The sequence below is a fragment of the Paenibacillus sp. GCM10027628 genome, from assembly GCF_042676385.1.
Lineage (GTDB): Bacteria > Bacillota > Bacilli > Paenibacillales > NBRC-103111 > Paenibacillus_E.
In genome coordinates this window covers 63088-80819 of the sequence record NZ_JBHTHA010000050.1, presented here as the reverse complement: position 1 = coordinate 80819, position 17732 = coordinate 63088, and the positions used below count along the sequence as shown (strand labels likewise).

Genomic DNA, 17732 nt, shown 5'->3' with positions numbered 1-17732 from the left:
TTACGGCTTCAAAAAAATGAGGTCGACCAGAAATATCTGGTGACCTCATAATACGAACGGGCAGGATAGCGTGGTTGCACTTTTAATTTACTTACAGGTCTTTGTTGAAGATAATATAGTGTTAGACTGCTCTTTTTTAAATCAAGTACGACCACAAAAAAAGAGGTCGGACCAGTAAGTTCTGGTGGACCCCAAATACGAACGGTTAGGTAATGAATTCATGAGAGAAATAACTGGGATGCAATGCAAGAAACGATCTATCCGTTTGTGCTACGTGCTAACAAATGTTTTAGGTTATCATCGATAAATTGATTATCGGCACTGTTGATTCCGCGACCGGCAAAATGGCCCCAGATTGACGGGATTGGTTTAAAGATAGCATTGGGTATAAGCTTAGCTTCGTATTCATTATCATCCGCTGTACAGAAAAGGTCTGTGCTTCCCGGCATGATGCAGGCAAGAGCTTTAATACTCTTAAGTGCCTTATCGAAATCTCCATGATAGGAGGGGTTTGCACTAATATCTGCATGTTGGCCTGTCCATAACATGGCTAGGACATTATGCGGATCCATCTTCATAAAGCTATCTTCCCAGACGCCAGTTACGAAATTTTCCAAGGAGTCAAATCCCATCTCACGATAAAGCTCCTGTCTATAAAACGCATGCGATAATCCCCATCCCGCATAGACCCGGCCAACGGCGCGCATGTCTGCAAAAGTCAGCTGGTTTAGTTTACTTGAATCGAAACCAACTGCAGATAGCAGAGCAGCTTTCATACCGTTCAAGACAACAAATGTATGGGGCCACGGCTTGGCAATTCCCGCGAAAGGTGCAATTCGTTCCACCATCTCTGGATAACTTGCACCCCATTGAAATGCCTGAATCCCTCCCATGGACCATCCAACTACAAGAGCAATCTTTTGAATGCCGAACTTTTCGGTAATCAGCCGATGCTGGAGCTTAACATTATCATAGATGGTCACCTGCGGAAAGTTAGCACGGTCGAATGGCGGAGGCGTGTTACTAGGGGATGAAGATAATCCGTTTCCAAGCAAATTTGGAACGATAATGAAATATTTCTCAGGATCAAGTGCCATCCCACTCCCAATTAACCATTCATTTTGAACATGCTGGTCGCCAAAAGCAGTTGGATAGACAATGACATTATCTTTCTTTTCATTTAATATTCCATAAGTCTTATAAGCAAGAAAAGCGTTCGGTAACGTCACTCCTGATTGCAAAGATACGTCACCCAAATCAAAAATTTCATACTCCATCGTGTTGTTTGCTCCTCTCAAAATGAAAGCTTAGATTTAAATTGTATTTCTTGTTGTTAGTATAGATCCGTGATATTCTCAATAAAAGTGAATGAAATTCATAGTAGAGTTCAATAATATTGAAAGTTAAGGGGGATCGTATATTGGAGTTGCGCCAACTAAATACGTTCCGCACGGTTGCATCAACATTAAATTTCACTCGGGCTGCTGAAGTGCTGAACTACGTCCCTTCCAACGTCACGATGCAAGTTAAAGCATTGGAGGATGAGCTTGGTGTCCGCCTCTTTGATCGCTTGGGCAAGCAACTCGTTCTCACTACAGCGGGTAAGCGCTTTTTAACTCATATCCAAGGCGTTCTTGATAAATTGGACGAGGCTCATAGCGTCGTTCATGACAATGAAAATTTAAGCGGCACCATAACAATAAGTTCCAATGAGGTTATTTGCGCTTATCGGCTTCCAGCTGTCTTTCAACAGTTTCGTTCGCAGCATCCGGGAGTACGTCTGAATTTTCGCTCCGTTCCAAATCAAGAGCTCAAGCAGACACTCTTTGAGGGAGCAGCAGATATCGTCTATATGTTGGACGAACCCATTCGCTCGACCGGACTCACCGTGGAACCGTTGCTTGAAGAAACTTTCCGCTTGTTCGCTGCTCCAGATCACCCGCTCGCAATACGAACTGTGCTAAAGCTGGAAGATTTTCACGAGCAAGTTTTCCTAACAAATGAGAAAGGTTGTCCCTATCGAACCATGTTTGACCGGTCATTTGAGAAAGAGGGCATTGATAGCATTACTTATTTAGAATTTCAAAGTGCTGAGGCCATTAAACAATGTGCAATTTCAGGAATCGGTATTGCCTTTCTTCCAGAAATCGTAACGGTAGCCGAAGTTGAACGCGGGGAACTAGTTCCCCTTTCATGGCAAATTCCTGACTTGCACGTGTATACACAGATGTTGTGGCATAAAGACAAGTGGCTTTCACCAATCGTGTTATCTTTTATAGAAGCAGCAAGGGAAGTACTTACCTTTCAAAATGAAAATAAAACCGTTTAGTATATGTATATAATATTTTTCGAGTTGGCACCGTTCGAACACCTAGATAAACAAGAACTATTCTCTTCCTCTGTGGTGCAACTCTGCTTTCCCAGCAAGGATATAAGGTGCGTCAGTTCAATAAGACAGCAGCAAAGACTTTAATCTCCCGTCTTTGGCTGCGCTATTTTTATTGCAGGATAACTGGAGGAGTAACAATCGGGTAAAAGTTTCGGGACATATTGGCGATAAAATATATCGTTCTTATGTAGAACTAAACAATGATGCTCCGTTCGTATTGTTCAGCTAACGGCGAACGTTAGTGCAATCGGCAGCCGGCCATGATAACCGGCTGCTTTTTTCGTTAAATTAACTGGAGGATAGTTATAATTTAGGCCGTGTGAGGAGCGCAATGCTGCAGGAGATGACATTCTGGACTCTACGAAAATGCTCAGCAGGTTTTTTATAGCACATCTGAAGGGTGGATGTACTACGCCACCCAGATGGTCATATCCAGAATTGGCAAGACAAAGATGCTGTGCAAGTCGACGATCTGGAAGGATGATCACGAGATTGGAGCCAGGTCGTCGTACAGCATACAAGGATAGCGGGATGATTCATTGTGATACACAACAATCGGTGATTCAAGTTAATGGTTTCATCTGAACGGGCAGGGCAGAGCAATAGCGAAAGGACCTATACCAGCAATTCTTTGGCTCCGTTCATCACTAAGGGCAAAGACTGTTTAACGAATGATTCCGCACTTATTAGACACCCCTCTTTGTTCCAAACGTAAGCCGCCCCATACATCCCCCAACTTAACATGATAGAAGCTGTATTTATTAAGAATTGCGAGTTTGGATTCGATAGCATCTTGTCTTTGTCTATAAAGGAAAGAAGTATCGTTTGAATTTTTTCCTTTATTTGAATTTCGAATACAGGTACAAGCGATGTATTTCTTCTTTTGCACATAGTGCTTAAACCCTTGTGAAATTCGCATACCCCCAGAAAAATACTCTGAATTGTTTCTTCATTCAATACTTCGTGACCGCTTATTCTACGATTTATGATTGTCATAAATGATTCCATTAGTCTGGCCTCAAGTATTTCGAATTTATCTACAAAGTGCGCATAAAAAGTCGCTCTGTTAACAGTAGCACGCTCTGCAATATCCCTAACGGTTATCGATTCAAAGTCTTTTTCTTGAATTAATGAAGCAAAAGCGTCTTGAAGGAGTCGCCGTGTACGTATCACACGAGGATCAGCTTCATTCTTTTTAATTGTCATAATTAAGATCTCCCCAGTATAACGACATTATTGAAATGGTGTTGTCTATACAACGGTTTATGATTATTGATGATTGCGTACCATTTGGTTGTTATTATAACATACAAATACAACATGTGTTGTTCAAACAACTAATGTAGTATTGAAACAAAATACAGAACGCCGCTTTTCCAAAAGGAGGAGAGAACCATGTCAGTTTCAGAACCGTCGCAAACGATGGAGCACCAACTCATTTTTTGATATTATTCGAGAACGCCTGTCGGTTCGTAGATACGATCCCGAGATCAAGATTTCTCTGAGGAATTGAACGAAACATTACGACAAGCCCCGCGCTGGCTCCTTCAGCTGCTAACATGAAGCCGTGACGGTTTCTCGATATCGACAAAAATATAGTTATTTAAAACACATCAGGAGAGTGAATTATGCAGAGCACATGGAAAGTTTACGTTCTAGTCTTGATCAGTTTTTTAGTTGGAACATCCAATTACATCGTTTCCGGGATATTAGACCGAATCGCAGAGACGTTGGGAACAAGCGTTTCGGCAGCAGGCCAGCTCATTACGGTTTATTCCCTGGCCTATGCGGTCGGTACTCCTATTTTGATGGCGCTGACGGCCAAAATGGACCGACAGAAGCTCCTACTTTATTCGTTGGGCCTCTTTATTGCCGCAAATCTGCTGACATATATATTGTCCGGCTTCGGTTTCTTCATTGCCGCGAGAATCATTACGGCGTTAGGCGCCGGGGTGGTCACAGTTAATGCGCTCAGCATCGCCGCCAAAATCGCTCCGCCAGGTAAACAGGCAAGCGCCATCGCCAACGTCACCATGGGCATTACCGCATCGCTCATCATCGGAGTCCCGCTCGGCAGAATGGTAGCTTCGGCTTTTGGATGGAAAGCGGTATTTCTGGCCATCGCAATTGTCGGGGGCTTGGCCATGCTTGTCATTGCTGCGGTTATACCACGTATGCAGGGCGACAAGCCTGTCCCTTTGATCAAACAATTTGCTTTGTTAAAAAAACCTCAGGTTTTGGTTGCTTTAGCGATTACTTTTTTCTGGTTGGGAGGATATTCCCTTGCCTATACTTACTTATCACCTTTTCTGCTAGAGGTGACTCATTTAAATGAATCATTGATTAGCGCAGCTCTGTTCGTGTTCGGCGTTGCCAGTTTGATTGGCTCGAAAGTCGGTGGCTACAGTGCGGATAAACGGGGTATCAAATACACGCTCGTTTCAGGGATGGTGCTTCACGTCATTTCGTTGATTTTGCTATCCTTAGTCGGACAGTCGGTCATTGCCGTAATCGTCATTTTGATCCTCTGGTCTTTTGCCGCTTGGTCATCCGCGCCCGCGCAGCAATTTAACCTGGTTTCGCTTGTTCCTGAATCCTCGGGCGTCATGCTGAGCTTGAACAGTTCCATGATGCAGCTTGCCATGGCTGTCGGAGCAGGAATCGGTGGGCTGATCGTTAACCATGTTTCTTTAGCATCCATTACCTGGTTCGGGGTACTCGGCGTACTTATCGCCATCATTGCTGTGTTTGTATTATCCAGCATGGCATCACGGCATTCGGTGGTACAATCAGTGGATTAAGTTTTTTTATGATTTTTTATGATAAGGAAAAAATAGATGAGGAAGTTGGAAAGTGCAAAGAGGATTAAACGGGACACGAGTTGAGCGATCAAGGAGGAGCAGTTTCTGCAGCAGCTGCTCCTTTTGTCAATTTTGAAGAAGTCGTTTTTTATCATGATTTTGGTAATAAAATCACATATGAATGCAAGAATGGAGTTTGCCTATTTTAATGAAGAACTAGGTGTCTTGAACTTGGAGCCTGATTTGGAATAGTTCGAAGATATCATCAAAGAGTAAATGGACGTTACGCTAAAGGGGACATTATGCTCAACACACGCTGTTTTCGTAGATAGTGTTGCTTATTCATATGTAAAGAAGAATGAGAATCTAAGCGATCAAGACAAAGCACTTATTTCAAGTGACGGATTGTAAAAAGAAGTGCGACAGATCCTCCATTAACGATTCGTTTGCAGACTTCCAACCGAGACACTTGCGAGGCCGGTGGTTAATGAGGTGGAGGGCGCGGGCCAGTTCTTCATCTGTGACCTCCGCAAAATCTTTACCCTTCGGGAAAAATTCACGGAGGAGCCCATTTGCATTCTCATTGGATCCACGTTGCCAGGACGAGTAAGGATCGGCGAAATACACGTTAATACCGTGAAAGAACTCCAACGCTGTATGGCACGCGAATTCCTTCCCACGATCAACGGTGGCGGTCTTGAAGGCTCCTTGTGGAAACTGCCCAGTTACTACGCCGAATGCAATCTCCATGGAATGAGCGGTGCGGTCTGGCATCTTAACAGCCAGGTACATACGCGTCTTGCGTTCAATAAAAGTCGCTACACAGGCACGACTTTTTCCGCGGCTGGAGACAACTGTATCGAGTTCCCAGTGACCGAACGACTCACGCTTCTTAACGGATTTAGGACGCTGGACAATCGTTTTACCCACTAGAAACCGGCCACGTGTCTCCATAGGCTTCCGTCGTTTTCCTTTATGGCGCAACACGTTAACTTCGCCCCCGGACAGACGCCCGTTATAAAGCCACCGGTAAATTGTTTTGAAGCATACAAACGGCTTTCCGCTTGCACGACGTTCTTCAGCGATCTGCTCAGGCGACCAGGTCTGGTGCAGCTTGTCCTCCAGTTCATGAACCGTATAAGGATAAGACGACTTTAGTTGGTGAAGCTGATGTCATCGTTTCTGGTACGGTTTCTGAGGTTTTACCTAGTAAATGGAGTAATCCTGATGGTAGTAGAGGCGCGGATGTTAGCAACATTCTTCAAACAGACATAGTTGTGTCAGTAAACAAAACTTTTAAAGGAAATCCTACCAAAAGTGATTCTGTAGTGATCAGAATTGACTCAGGGGAAACTAAAGGTGTGAAAGTTATTTCAGAAGGATATCCAAGTTTTGAAAAAGGTGAAGAGGTTCTTGTCTTCCTCTCAAGAGATGATAGTGATGTTGCTAATACTAATGAAGATTACTATATCCTAACTGGTATGCTCCAAGGTAAATATAATCTAAAAGAAAAAAATGCGGATAAGAAGATTTTCAAAGGGGTAAGAGATGAGATAGATCCTTCAACTTTTACCAACGAAATACCAAAAGAGATAGAAAAATTCAAGGATAGACCTAAAATGAAAGATGCAAAATTATATCAACCATAGTATAATATTGAACCATCCTTTGGTGCTTCCAAGGATGGTTTTCTGCAAAAAAATAGAGTGAGGTGTTAATTGTTGAAAATTATTATCTATATGTTTATTTTCATTTCATTGTTTTCTGCATGTGATCAGTCCAGAGGTTCCTATCCTGCACAAGTCATGTGGGGCGATGTCATTTATTCTGAATCTGCTGAAACCGTACCATCCAAAGATATTGGAGAGCAAATAGGTGAGACAAATAAAAGAGTGCATCCTTTGCCAAAAAATAATGGAGAAGCAAATTCAGCAGAAGTAGGGAGTAAATTATATAGAATAGTTGGCGAAGATCAACAGAAAGCGATTGCTATAAAGAAAGGTGATGTATATTTTAAAGCTACTCACTAGGCATTTTTAAGTTTTTTTCATCTCCAATACCCCTTCCTAATGTCCACCATCGCCACATTCTCAAGATAACTCAGCGCATCCTTGATTTCCCTTAGCAGCTCGATTTCGTTTTTCACTTCTGGGATTTCGATCATACCGAGTTTACTCTGCTTATTTACTGTATAATCAACTTGGTAAATTGCCATTTGAATTCTCCAATCAATAAAGATAAAGCCCTCAACATTGGATGGGCTTATTTTTCGTTGTTGTATTGAATAAAACTAGCAAATTTTACATAGAATTATTGTAAGCGTCAAATAGCCCACACCTTGTTATCAAGATGAGGGCTATTATGCTTTTAGTCGGCCTTAAATACCCGACAAGTTAGTGGTAGCGAAGATGACCATGGCAGCAGTTTGTCTAGCGCTTCGAGAGCGTCACTTCTTAATGCTAATGAAATTTGATGAGTGAACGCTGCTTATTGTTAGGGTTTCAGGTGAAGAATCTGAAAAAGGTTGTGATACAGTTATTGCGTATAGATTAAAAGGAAATTTCTTAGGATATCCATTTGTTTTTATCTGAAATGAAGCCTTACCTAATGCATTTAGTTCATAAAATGAATTTTCTGTTTGAATTTGCCCGATATTTGATAATAAAATTACAGCAAATTTCTGATTTTCCTTTTTACTAACATTGTAATTAATTATAAGATTTGATGGTAATTTGGTCAGCAATGTTGCTGCTTCACTGATAGATTTCATGCTACTATCGAGGGTAATAAAGGGTGAATTAGATTGCCAAACAGGATCAGAGGCTTCTAATTTTGAATATTTAACTTCTGTTGGAGTACTTTTTCCATCATTACCAACAACTAATATGCAACGTCGATAGCTAAAATATTGAGTTTCTGGAATGACTTTTGCCTCTTTTAGTATGTAATCAGGACTTCGGATTAGGGTTGCTAAAAAATCATGTTTCCCATTTGGAATATTAGGAAGGGAAATCGTAAAATCTTTTCTTTCATCTGGTTCAAGTGTCAGATCAATATGTTCATAATTTTTACTATCGGCGATAAATGGGGTTTGTTTAAAGTCTACGAAAAAGAACACTCTAAAAGTTTGCCTAGTAGGAAGATGGTTTATGACTGTTACCCTTGGAGAGTAGTTTTCGTTTGGTTTTATGCTGTGAATAGTCTGATTTTCATTTGAATTACTCCACGCGACACCAAAAGAGGACCCTCCAAATTCATTGTCATTTATTATAGATGAGGCAGTTTTCGTAGAACAAGCTGCTAATGAAATTGATAATACGATTAACAGTAATATTTTTTTCATGGCTTTACCTCATATTATAATTTTGAAAATAAGGAGCCCTTTAGGGGGACTCCTTATTATAAAACTTAGTTAATCCAAGTTGGATTAAGAGTTCCATAACCCGTCTTAATACCATCTTTTCTATAAGTATAGTGTGTAGTAGCAGCGGTATAGTGTGATTGTACACCATCAAAAGTACCCATAGTTAAAGAGGCATTTGCTTGAGCGCCATTTGAAGCGACTTTTGTACCAGAAATATCACCATAAAATGACCCATTCTTAAAAGCACTAATATAAACTTCAGCAGAGGAAAGATCTACTTGCAAAGAATCATAAGAAAGTGTTGACGTAGCCGTTACGCCGACTATCTGTTGATTTGTTGTTCCAATTGTAGAAAATGCTTTAACAATCCCTGAATTTTGACTATTTGAGTTATAAATAGTAAAGTTAGCTGAAGTTGCATAAGCACTAGATGTTATGGAAATAGCAGCTACTAAGAAAGACAATCCAAGAGTAAGCCAAATTTTTTCTTCATATCAAACACTCCTTAAGGTATATTGGAATAATTAGGAATAGCAAGACATAGAAATATTGTAAGAGATTGAACATATCATCCTTTGAAAAGGCTGGTATGTTTTTTTTTTTTTGAACGCTGCGCAGCAATTCGTTTTTTTTCGAAATATGGAAATATTTCGGTTAATTCCAATATATCAATTTAATTACTATACTTACACGGTTCGTTAGAAGTAATATTTTATGTCGAATACATGTGTCTACTTGCCTACAGGGCATGGAAATAAGGCGAGTTGTCGGAAATAAAATATGCCTTGAGCTGCCTGTTTTTATCTGAATGCTACCTTATTTCTCAAGGTTTCTTGATGCGGCCATTATACAGCCCAAAGAAGTTTTCAAAAGCAGCGATACTAAACAATGCTGCATCTTTGAAAGCGAAAAATAAATTTCTCCTTTGAGTTGAAAGTCAAACAGCCCCCACCTCGGGATGGGAGAGAAGAAATATCTGCTGCTTAATATTTTAGCCGGGCTGTAGGCGATCGCTTGTCCTGTCAAACTCTTAGGTAACGTTCGAGATCGCTGTTGCTTCAGCCACGTATGGTACGCTTCGATCACAGGAAGGCTTCGTGCCTGCCGTGCGGCAAAGCGTTCTTCCGGCGTTGTTTCCTTCAGATCCCTCTCAATGGCAAAGAGTTCGTTACAAAACTTTAGGCCTTGCTTCGCTACTGCTTCCGGATTACTCTTTGCCTCTGGCGGCGCTGTCTTCAAAGACTCGTCATATTTTCGCCGTGCGTGAGCCCAACAGGCGACAAGTGTCACATCGGTTACCTTGTGATACCCTGGGTAACCGTCGACATGAAGGTAACCCTTAAATCCGGCCAAAAAGTTTCGCGGATGCTCACCGCCTCGGGTTCTCTGGTAATCGAACACAACAGCCGGGTCTTCTCCGCGTCCACTGCGATATAACCACAGATAGGATGTGGATTCGGCCGATTTTCCTGGCTCGCGCAATACCTGTAACGTGGTCTCATCAGCATGTAAGATATCTTTCTTCAGCAAGTATTCTTTCATGGCACTAACCACTGGCGTCAGCCACTTCTCAGCTCCGTAGATCATCCAATTCGCCATCGTTTGCCGGGACAATGTAAAGCCTAGGCGAGCAAAGTGCTGTTCTTGCCGATAAAGCGGTAAGCTTTCCATATATTTCTGACACATCACATGCGCCAGAATCGATGGTGAAGCTAGGCTCCCCGGATAAACAGGCTTTGGCATTGGTGCTGTGACGATAGGTGTCTGAATTTCATTGCGCTCACATGATCGGCAGGAATAGACCTGCCGCACGTGCCGGATGACTTTGACTCGAGGCGGCACAATGGCGATCTCGCTACGTGTTTCGGTGCTCATCTCATGGAGTGCTCCACCACAGCACGAACAGACCTGATCCGTCTCAGAGAGTTCATAAGTCACCGTTTCAATCGGCAACCGATCAAAATCTACTTCACGCCTACCGCTCGTCTTCCGGCGCTCGTAGGTCACTTGCTCCATCTGTGGATCTTGTCCTCCAGGCGTCGCAAGCACCTCGGCTTCGTTAAACAGATTCAGTTCCAATTGATCAGGACTCGTCTTCTCGCTCGATGCACCAAAGCGTTTTTGTTTCGCAAGACGGTTTTGCTCCTCATACCATTTGAGCATAGCAGTAAGCTCAGCAATTTGCTGTTCCTGCTTGGCAATTCGCTGATGCAGCTTTTCGATTGTTTCCAAGTTTTCCGCTCGATTTTCCATACCATATACTTTCGGTAAATATCGCTTCATCCCTGCCGCAAGGTATGACGATACAGCGAACATTCAAGTTAAATGACCGTTTCGGCTATAACTTTTTGGTGTGCCTGACGCTGACTAAGCGAAAGCCCATCCAGCAGCCAGCGAAGCTCACGGGAGGTAATTGTTGCGGTGCCCACGCTTTCGTTCGGCCACTGAAACGTACCTCGTTCAAGTCTGCGGTAAAACAGCCAAAAACCGTTGTGCTCCCAGTGTAAGATCTTGAGCTTGTTGCACTCGCGGTTGCAGAAAACAAACAAGCATGAAGAAAAGGGATTGAGTCCAAAGCCTTCTTGCACGATTGCGGCTAATCCGTCGATAGACTTTCGCAGATCTGTTGATCCAGTGGCAAGATAGACATGCTGGACACTGGATAATGCTATCATGGCTCTTCCAGTGATTGCACAACTTCTCTAAGCAACCGCGGGTCAAAGCCAGGACGGATCTCAATTTGGACTGAACCGATACGAACGACAAGTGTAGATTCATGGGTGCTAGATTGGATTGGGTCGGAAACCTTTAGCGGAACCCAGCTAGGAGAGATAGGGCCATCAGCCTCTGAATGAACTACTTTTAGTTTGCGGAGCCAGTACTTCAACTGCTCTTTGGTTACTTGGTGAGCATCGCACCAAGCTGCCATTGAAAGATCACTCGCTCGATAATCCTCGATACGTGCTGACCAATCCTTGCGACGCTGTTCTTTTGTGGTCATAAGGCAACCTCCAATTTAATTGGGATGCCTTCATTTTCTCATGTATATTTGGGTTCTTGAAGGTGTGCTGGGTTTGACGCTTACGAATTATTAGTAGGGCGGTAAGCGTCAAATAGCCCTCATCATCACAGATGTCGCAGCATGGTGGGGGCTATTTGACGCTTACATATCAACATTAGAATTTAACATAGCCAAAACATTAAGCTAACGCAGAACGATAGTTGATAGAGATTGTAGGCGAAATGGTTTGTAAGAAGTACTTCAAAACTTATTTGTAATTCAGTTTTTATACCGGAAAACACCACTTCAGAACTTAATTTGTAAATCGATTTTAAAAGAAAAACCAGCAAACCCTTGAGTTTGCTGGTTTCTTTCACTTCAAAACTTATTTGTCACCCAACAGATGATGTTAAATGACAAATTGGTTTTGAAGTAGACAATAAAGTCTTGAAATGACAAATAAAGTCTTGAAGTAACAAACAAAGTGCTCGAAAATGTAAGGAAAGTGGGTAAGTGTGGAGAGAGGTATGAGTAGCGTTTTGAATAATAAATTTATTTTGCACAATCGTTTTGGTAGAGTCATTCCAATCGACTTTCAATCCTGTAGCGACTGCAACGGAACGAAGCGGCAAATACGTACTGCCGTCATAGGTGATCGCATCCTGTTTGATTCCATCTGCATCATAAGGCGTCCACGCGCCCCCTTTTAACATAAATTTGATCCCTTTTCCAGAACGTGGTATATGCGGGTACTGGGCTTGAAGACTTTAGATCGGAATGACAGCATCCTGATCATGGGCAGCGGGCAATGGATTTAATTCATCGAATCAAAGTGGCGAATTCATGGAGGGTGATGAAGCGGCTTAAATCTCGGAGCAGCTGCGGCAAGTAAAACGCGAGCATTTTCCAGGCCGATGCAAAAATGCGTATCTTCGGGATTTTCCTCTTCAATTGTATCCGTCGAAGGAAGGAACCAAATAAGTCGTGAAATGCACATTTAAATGTCGTACAATGAGTGGTTCCATACCTGAAAATTTGATATGATTCTGTCATTATGTTAAGAATAATCGGGACTGTCGATCATGTTCACGGCAGTTCTTTTCTTTTTCTACAAGGGGGTCGGACGATGGGGGGCAGAATCCCGCACGTTTCATGGAATTCCATTCGATTCAAGCTGGTGTTTGGTTTAGTGGCCGCTATAGTTCCGCTAATCACACTGCTGATTTACAACAATTATTACAGTATCGGCGTTGTGCACAATCAGGTAGCGCTTTCCAGCAAAAATATGATGTCTTTGTATATGGGGCAGATCGATGCCCAGCTACAGGATGCCGACCGCAATTTAATCGGTCTCGCTACTGCCAATTTCGATATTGCGTTCATGGACGCCCCTGCTTCGGATGACGAGTATCAGCTTGCCAAACAACGGGTGTCTAATACGCTAGCGAGAGATATCGTACTTTATAAATCCGTCGATGCTTTTTTTGTATACTCCCAGTCCCGGTATGATTTATTGGACGTTTTTAAAGCCGATGTCGCATTTCCAGAGCGCGATCAAGTGGAACGGCATTTACAGCTTCTTCTGAGCGGCGATCCCCAGGGTACGGGCATGAAAAAATGGTTCGTGCAGAAAATCGGACAGGATTACTACATGCTGCGCGTGATCAAATCGGGCACTTTGTATATCGGGGCATGGGTCAACGCGAGAACGCTGCTCATTCCGCTGAATCTGATCGATCTGGGCAGCGAAGGAAGCTCGCTGCTCGTTACTGATCGGGGGGAGCCGATGGTCAGCACCAAGCCGTTGCCGGATGAAAAGATCGATTTCACGAAAGGATTTCGCCAATTTTACATGTCCGGTGACCGGAATAATTTGCTTATCGTCGGAGAACCTTCACAGGAAGGCGACTTTAACCTGGCAGCCGTTATTCCGGACCAACAAATCCTGCAAAACCTGCCGATTCTATCGCGGGTCATTAAAGCGATATCGTTCGCTTCCATCGGACTTTTGCCAATCAGTCTTTTATTTCTTCGCAAAATTCTGCTTATCCCGCTCAAACGTTTGATCGCTGTCATGAGAAGGATCAACGACGGCAACGTCAATGTAAGGATCGAATCTTATCCGGCTTCCGACGAGTTTCAGTTGGTGAATCAAACCTTCAATAGGATGATGGCGCAGATCGAAGAATTGAAAATCAACGTCTATGAAGAGCAGCTAAGCAAGCAAAAGGCGGAGCTGCAGCATCTGCAGCTGCAGATCAACCCGCATTTTTTCATGAACTCGCTCAATATCCTGTTTAATTTGGCGCAAGTGAAAAACTTCGAATTGATTCAAGAGATGACTTTATGCCTAGTCCGGTATTTCCGGTTTATGTTCCAAAGCAATTTATCGTTCGTTTCTTTGCGTGAGGAGCTGCAGCACGTCCGCAATTATGTCCGGATTCAGGAGCTCCGCTTTCCGAACAGCCTGAGCTGCACGATCGACGCTCCGGATTTCTTGGGGAATGTTCCTGTTCCGCCGCTTGTCATCCAAACGTTCCTGGAAAATTCGATCAAGCACAGCGTGACGCTGGAGGAGCCCGTGCTTATTTCCGTCGCCATCGATTTGAAGGAAACCGGGTTTGAGCCGTACATCGAAATCGTGATCCGGGATACGGGCAAAGGGTTTTCGGAGGAAGTGCTAAACAAGATCCGTTCGGGGAACCGCGTGGTGGACGAGCATGGTGAGCATATCGGGATCTGGAACGTTCGCCAGAGGCTGCAGCTGCTGTATGGCGGGAAAGCGGCGATATCTTGCTACAATGGCTTCCCGAGGGGCGCAGTGGTTGAAATCAGACTTCCGTATGAACAGGCAAGTTAGAAAGGAGAGGGAAACCGGAATGCTTCAATTAATGATTGTGGACGATGAAATTCATGCCGTGGAAGGAATACGGTCCGGGGTCGATTGGTCAAAGCTCGGCATCACCGGCGTATTTACCGCCTATACGGTCAACCAAGCGAAAGAAGTGTTCGAGAAAGAGCGCATCGACATCTTGCTGTGCGATATTGAAATGCCGCAGGCGACGGGGCTGGAGCTGACGGAATGGGTCAGGGAGCGGTATCCGCGGACTGTGACGATATTCTTAACCTGCCATGTCGATTTTAAATACGTCAAACAAGCACTCCAATTGGGGAGCCTGGATTATATTCTCAAGCCGATTCCGTTCGGCGAGCTGGAGGAGATTATCCGCAAAGCGATCGGGAAAATCAAGAGGGAGACGGAACTCGCCGAGTTCAGCCAATACGGCCAGTTCTGGGTCCAGCATCAGCCGATGCTGATCGAGCGGTTCTGGCTGGATATCCTGAATCAGACGATACCGCCCAGAGCGAAGGCGGTAAGTGCTGCCGCCGCCGACCGCAATATTCCTTATGCCGAGCAAATGACCTTTGTGCCCGTGCTCATCAGCGTTCAGAGGTGGCATAAGCCGCTCACTTTGCGCGACGAGAAGATCTTGGAATATGCATTGAAAAATGCCGCCGAGGAAATGTTGTTGGACAATAATCGGAACGGCCAAGTGATCGCCCTGGGCAGCGGCAGATTGCTCGCCATCTTATCCTTTGCGAGTCATGCCGAGATTGAAGCGAAGCTGAGAGAAGCGTGCGAACGGTACATTGATTCTTGCCGGCACTATTTTTATTGCGATTTATCCTGTTATATCGGTGAAAAAGTGCATGGCCATGACATGTTTGTGATGGTCGGCCGCCTTAAGGAAGTTGAGAAAAATAATGTAGCTTACAACAATAAGGTTTTCCTGCTTTCCCAATTTCCATTACAGCATTCCGCCATACAACTTCCCGACATGGGAGTTTGGGCCGTGATGATGAAAGAAGGAAAATACGCGAAAGCGTTGGAGGAAGCGACTGCTTTCCTTGACAAGCTGCTGAGGCAGGACGGATTGGATGCGAAGCTGCTGCGGCAATTTTATCAGGATTTTCAACAAATGATCTATTATGTGCTGCAGACGAAAGGTATTCAGGCCCACCAATTGTTCAGCGACCATGTTTCGCTCGAATATACAGCAAGCGCGACTCGTTCGGTTACCGATTTAATTGGATGGATGAAGCACGCGGTCCACAAAGCGATGGAGTATGCGAACTCGGTCGAACAATCCCAGAGCGTTGTCGAGAGGGTTATGAGCTACATTAGACAACACATCGCAGAAGATCTGTCGCGGGAGGACATCGCGGGTCATGTATTTCTGAATCCGGACTATTTGACCCGAATTTTCAAGAAGGAGACAGGAATGGCCGTCTCGGACTATTTGTTTCAGGAAAGGCTGAAGCTCGCGAAGGAGCTGCTGGCGAAGACCGATATGCCGATCAGTGCCGTCGCTTCACATATCGGGTATGCGAATTTCTCGCATTTTTCCCGGATGTTCAAGAAGCACACCGATCTGAATCCGAACGAATACCGCCAATTGCATCAGCACGTTCCCGAGTAACGCATGGTCGGCAAATGCATAGTCAAAAGTCGTGAGCGGAGCAGAGCGCGGGGAGCAGCGAAGATACAATAAAGATAACTTCGCTGACGATTCCGGCTTGTCGTAAACGGTTTCAGGCGGCGAACACTACAACGCAAATGGGGGAGTACCATGAAAAAAAGCTTAACATCGGTTAGCGCGCTTATCATCGGTTCTATGCTCGTCTTGTCCGCTTGCGGCGGCAATAATGGCGGCGCAGTGCCGGCCGCTGGAGATAATGCAGCGAAGCCTGCGGAAAAACCGGTGGAGCTGAATGTCGCATTCCCGTTATTCGGGGCTGTGCCGAAGGATATGTCACTGGTGCAGGACGCAATCAATAAAATCGCGCAGCAGAAAATCAACGCGACCGTGAAATTGACGCCGATCAGCTTCGGGAACTGGGATCAGCAAGTCAACCTGATGCTCAGCAGCAATGAAAAACTGGATTTAATGTTTGTAGGTGGATCCAATTACAGCAGTTATGTCGCGAAAGGCCAAATCGTTGCGCTCAATAAACTGATCGAACAGCACGGTCAGGGAATCTCGAAGGCGCTCGAACCGTCCTATTTGAATGCTTCCCAAATTGCAGGATCGATCTACGCGATTCCCACGATCCGCGATTTGGCCACCTATCACGGTCTGACCATGCGGAAGGACCTCGCCGATAAATATCATATCGATCCTGCCAAGATCAAAACGCTGGATGATGTGGAAGCGGTATTGAAAACGATCAAGGACAATGAGCCGAATGTGGCGCCGCTCATTCCGAGCGCCATCGGCAGATCCATGCTGGATGTGTATCCCTGGTACGATATACTCGGAGATTCGATCGGCGTGCTGCCGAATTATGATAATAACCTGAAAGCGGTCAATCTATACGAGACCCAGGAATATGCGCAGTTCGTTAAAAAGATGAGAGGCTGGTACACGTCGGGCTTAATCCTGAAAGATGCCGCTACGAATAAGACTTCCCAGTTCGATCTGATCAAATCTGGCCGCGGTTTCGCTTATATGGCGAATATGAAGCCCGGCTTCGAACTGCAGGAATCGAAGAGCAGCGGCGTGCCTGTCATTACGGCAAGTCTGAGACCGCCGGTATCCACAACGACGACCGTTACAGGTGTCATGTGGGGAATTCCGATCAATTCCAAAACGCCGGAAAAAGCAATGGATTTCTTGAACCTGATGTATACGGACAAGGATATTGTCAACCTGTTCGATTGGGGCGTCGAAGGGAAACATTATGTCGTCAAATCGGATAACGTCATCGATTACCCGCAAGGAGTCGACTCCAAAACATCGGGCTACAGCGTGAATATGGGATGGCTGTTCGGTAATCAGTTCCTGTCCCATGTATTCAATGGAGACGACCCGAAAATTTGGGAGAAGATGGACCAGTTCAACAAAACGGCTATGAAGTCCAAGGCGCTCGGCTTTACGTTCGACGCAAGTCCGGTCAAAGCGGAATACGCCGCCGTGACCAACGTGGTGACGCAGTACAAGCTGCCGCTAGAAACGGGAAGCGTCGATCCGGATAAAGTTTTGCCGGAGTTTATCTCGAAGCTGAAATCCGCCGGCATCGATAAAATTATTGCCGAGAAGCAAAAGCAGCTCGACGAATGGGCGAAGAGCAGCAAATAATCAGTCAGCGCGCCCGGTTAACGTACCTGTTGACCGG

15 protein-coding genes and 2 pseudogenes are annotated in these 17732 nt (G+C 44.5%); 7 read left to right on the top strand and 10 right to left on the bottom strand.

The genetic code is table 11. From position 1 onward, the window contains the following. Nucleotides 1–257: 257 nt before the first annotated feature. Nucleotides 258–1277, bottom strand: a complete 1020-nt coding sequence (locus ACFQZT_RS30835) for an alpha/beta fold hydrolase (protein ID WP_379306524.1) — start codon at nt 1275–1277, stop codon at nt 258–260. Nucleotides 1278–1420: 143 nt separating this feature from the next. On the opposite strand from ACFQZT_RS30835, the gene ACFQZT_RS30830 reads away from it, so the two are divergent. Next, the gene (locus ACFQZT_RS30830; protein ID WP_379306522.1) at nt 1421–2329 is read left to right on the top strand and encodes a LysR family transcriptional regulator; all 909 of its coding nucleotides are present in this window, start codon (nt 1421–1423) and stop codon (nt 2327–2329) included. Nucleotides 2330–3004: 675 nt separating this feature from the next. Here the strand turns inward: ACFQZT_RS30830 and ACFQZT_RS30825 are convergent. Beyond that, a complete protein-coding gene (locus ACFQZT_RS30825) occupies nt 3005–3595 on the bottom strand; it encodes a TetR/AcrR family transcriptional regulator (protein WP_379306520.1) in 591 nt (196 codons plus the stop codon). A gap of 422 nt (nt 3596–4017) precedes the next feature. Between ACFQZT_RS30825 and ACFQZT_RS30820 the strand changes: the two genes are divergently transcribed. Continuing rightward, nucleotides 4018–5190, top strand: coding sequence for an MFS transporter (locus ACFQZT_RS30820; RefSeq protein ID WP_379306518.1), 1173 nt, complete (start codon nt 4018–4020; stop codon nt 5188–5190). 393 nt (nt 5191–5583) lie between these two features. Here ACFQZT_RS30820 and ACFQZT_RS30815 read toward each other — a convergent pair. Continuing rightward, nucleotides 5584–6318, bottom strand: a pseudogene (locus ACFQZT_RS30815) (IS30 family transposase); the annotation flags it as partial. On the opposite strand from ACFQZT_RS30815, the gene ACFQZT_RS30810 reads away from it, so the two are divergent. Further along, entirely contained in the window at nt 6255–6839 is a 585-nt protein-coding gene (locus tag ACFQZT_RS30810; RefSeq protein WP_379306516.1) for a hypothetical protein, read from the top strand. The pseudogene ACFQZT_RS30815 and the gene ACFQZT_RS30810 overlap by 64 nt on opposite strands. Before the next feature lie 72 nt (nt 6840–6911). Continuing rightward, on the top strand, nt 6912–7220 hold the full coding sequence (locus tag ACFQZT_RS30805; protein WP_235118413.1) for a hypothetical protein: 309 nt from the start codon (nt 6912–6914) through the stop codon (nt 7218–7220). 17 nt (nt 7221–7237) lie between these two features. On the opposite strand, the gene ACFQZT_RS30800 is transcribed toward ACFQZT_RS30805, so the two are convergent. The 7 genes and pseudogenes from ACFQZT_RS30800 to ACFQZT_RS30770 form a co-directional block, all read right to left on the bottom strand. Further along, a complete protein-coding gene (locus ACFQZT_RS30800) occupies nt 7238–7405 on the bottom strand; it encodes a hypothetical protein (protein ID WP_379306514.1) in 168 nt (55 codons plus the stop codon). Nucleotides 7406–7636: 231 nt separating this feature from the next. Continuing rightward, nucleotides 7637–8533 (bottom strand): hypothetical protein, encoded by an 897-nt coding sequence (locus tag ACFQZT_RS30795; RefSeq protein ID WP_379306512.1) that lies wholly within the window; start codon nt 8531–8533, stop codon nt 7637–7639. A 65-nt stretch (nt 8534–8598) separates the two neighbouring features. Next, nucleotides 8599–9018 (bottom strand): hypothetical protein, encoded by a 420-nt coding sequence (locus tag ACFQZT_RS30790; protein WP_379306510.1) that lies wholly within the window; start codon nt 9016–9018, stop codon nt 8599–8601. A 538-nt stretch (nt 9019–9556) separates the two neighbouring features. Beyond that, nucleotides 9557–10807, bottom strand: a pseudogene (gene tnpC / locus ACFQZT_RS30785) (IS66 family transposase); the annotation flags it as partial. Between the two features lie 68 nt (nt 10808–10875). Then, on the bottom strand, nt 10876–11229 hold the full coding sequence (gene tnpB, locus ACFQZT_RS30780; RefSeq protein WP_379306508.1) for an IS66 family insertion sequence element accessory protein TnpB: 354 nt from the start codon (nt 11227–11229) through the stop codon (nt 10876–10878). After that, nucleotides 11226–11555: an IS66 family insertion sequence element accessory protein TnpA gene (tnpA, locus tag ACFQZT_RS30775; RefSeq protein WP_379306506.1), complete on the bottom strand. Its 330-nt coding sequence runs from the start codon at nt 11553–11555 to the stop codon at nt 11226–11228. The genes tnpB and tnpA overlap by 4 nt, the downstream gene beginning before the upstream one ends. Before the next feature lie 392 nt (nt 11556–11947). After that, on the bottom strand, nt 11948–12268 hold the full coding sequence (locus ACFQZT_RS30770) for a stalk domain-containing protein (protein WP_379306504.1): 321 nt from the start codon (nt 12266–12268) through the stop codon (nt 11948–11950). A gap of 413 nt (nt 12269–12681) precedes the next feature. On the opposite strand from ACFQZT_RS30770, the gene ACFQZT_RS30765 reads away from it, so the two are divergent. The 3 genes from ACFQZT_RS30765 (at nt 12682) to ACFQZT_RS30755 (ending at nt 17695) form a co-directional block, all read left to right on the top strand. Continuing rightward, complete coding sequence (locus ACFQZT_RS30765; RefSeq protein WP_379306502.1) at nt 12682–14415, top strand: sensor histidine kinase; 1734 nt, start codon at nt 12682–12684, stop codon at nt 14413–14415. A 19-nt stretch (nt 14416–14434) separates the two neighbouring features. Then, complete coding sequence (locus tag ACFQZT_RS30760) at nt 14435–16036, top strand: response regulator (RefSeq protein ID WP_379306500.1); 1602 nt, start codon at nt 14435–14437, stop codon at nt 16034–16036. Between the two features lie 150 nt (nt 16037–16186). Beyond that, complete coding sequence (locus ACFQZT_RS30755; protein ID WP_379306498.1) at nt 16187–17695, top strand: ABC transporter substrate-binding protein; 1509 nt, start codon at nt 16187–16189, stop codon at nt 17693–17695. The last annotated feature ends 37 nt before the right edge of the window (nt 17696–17732 follow it).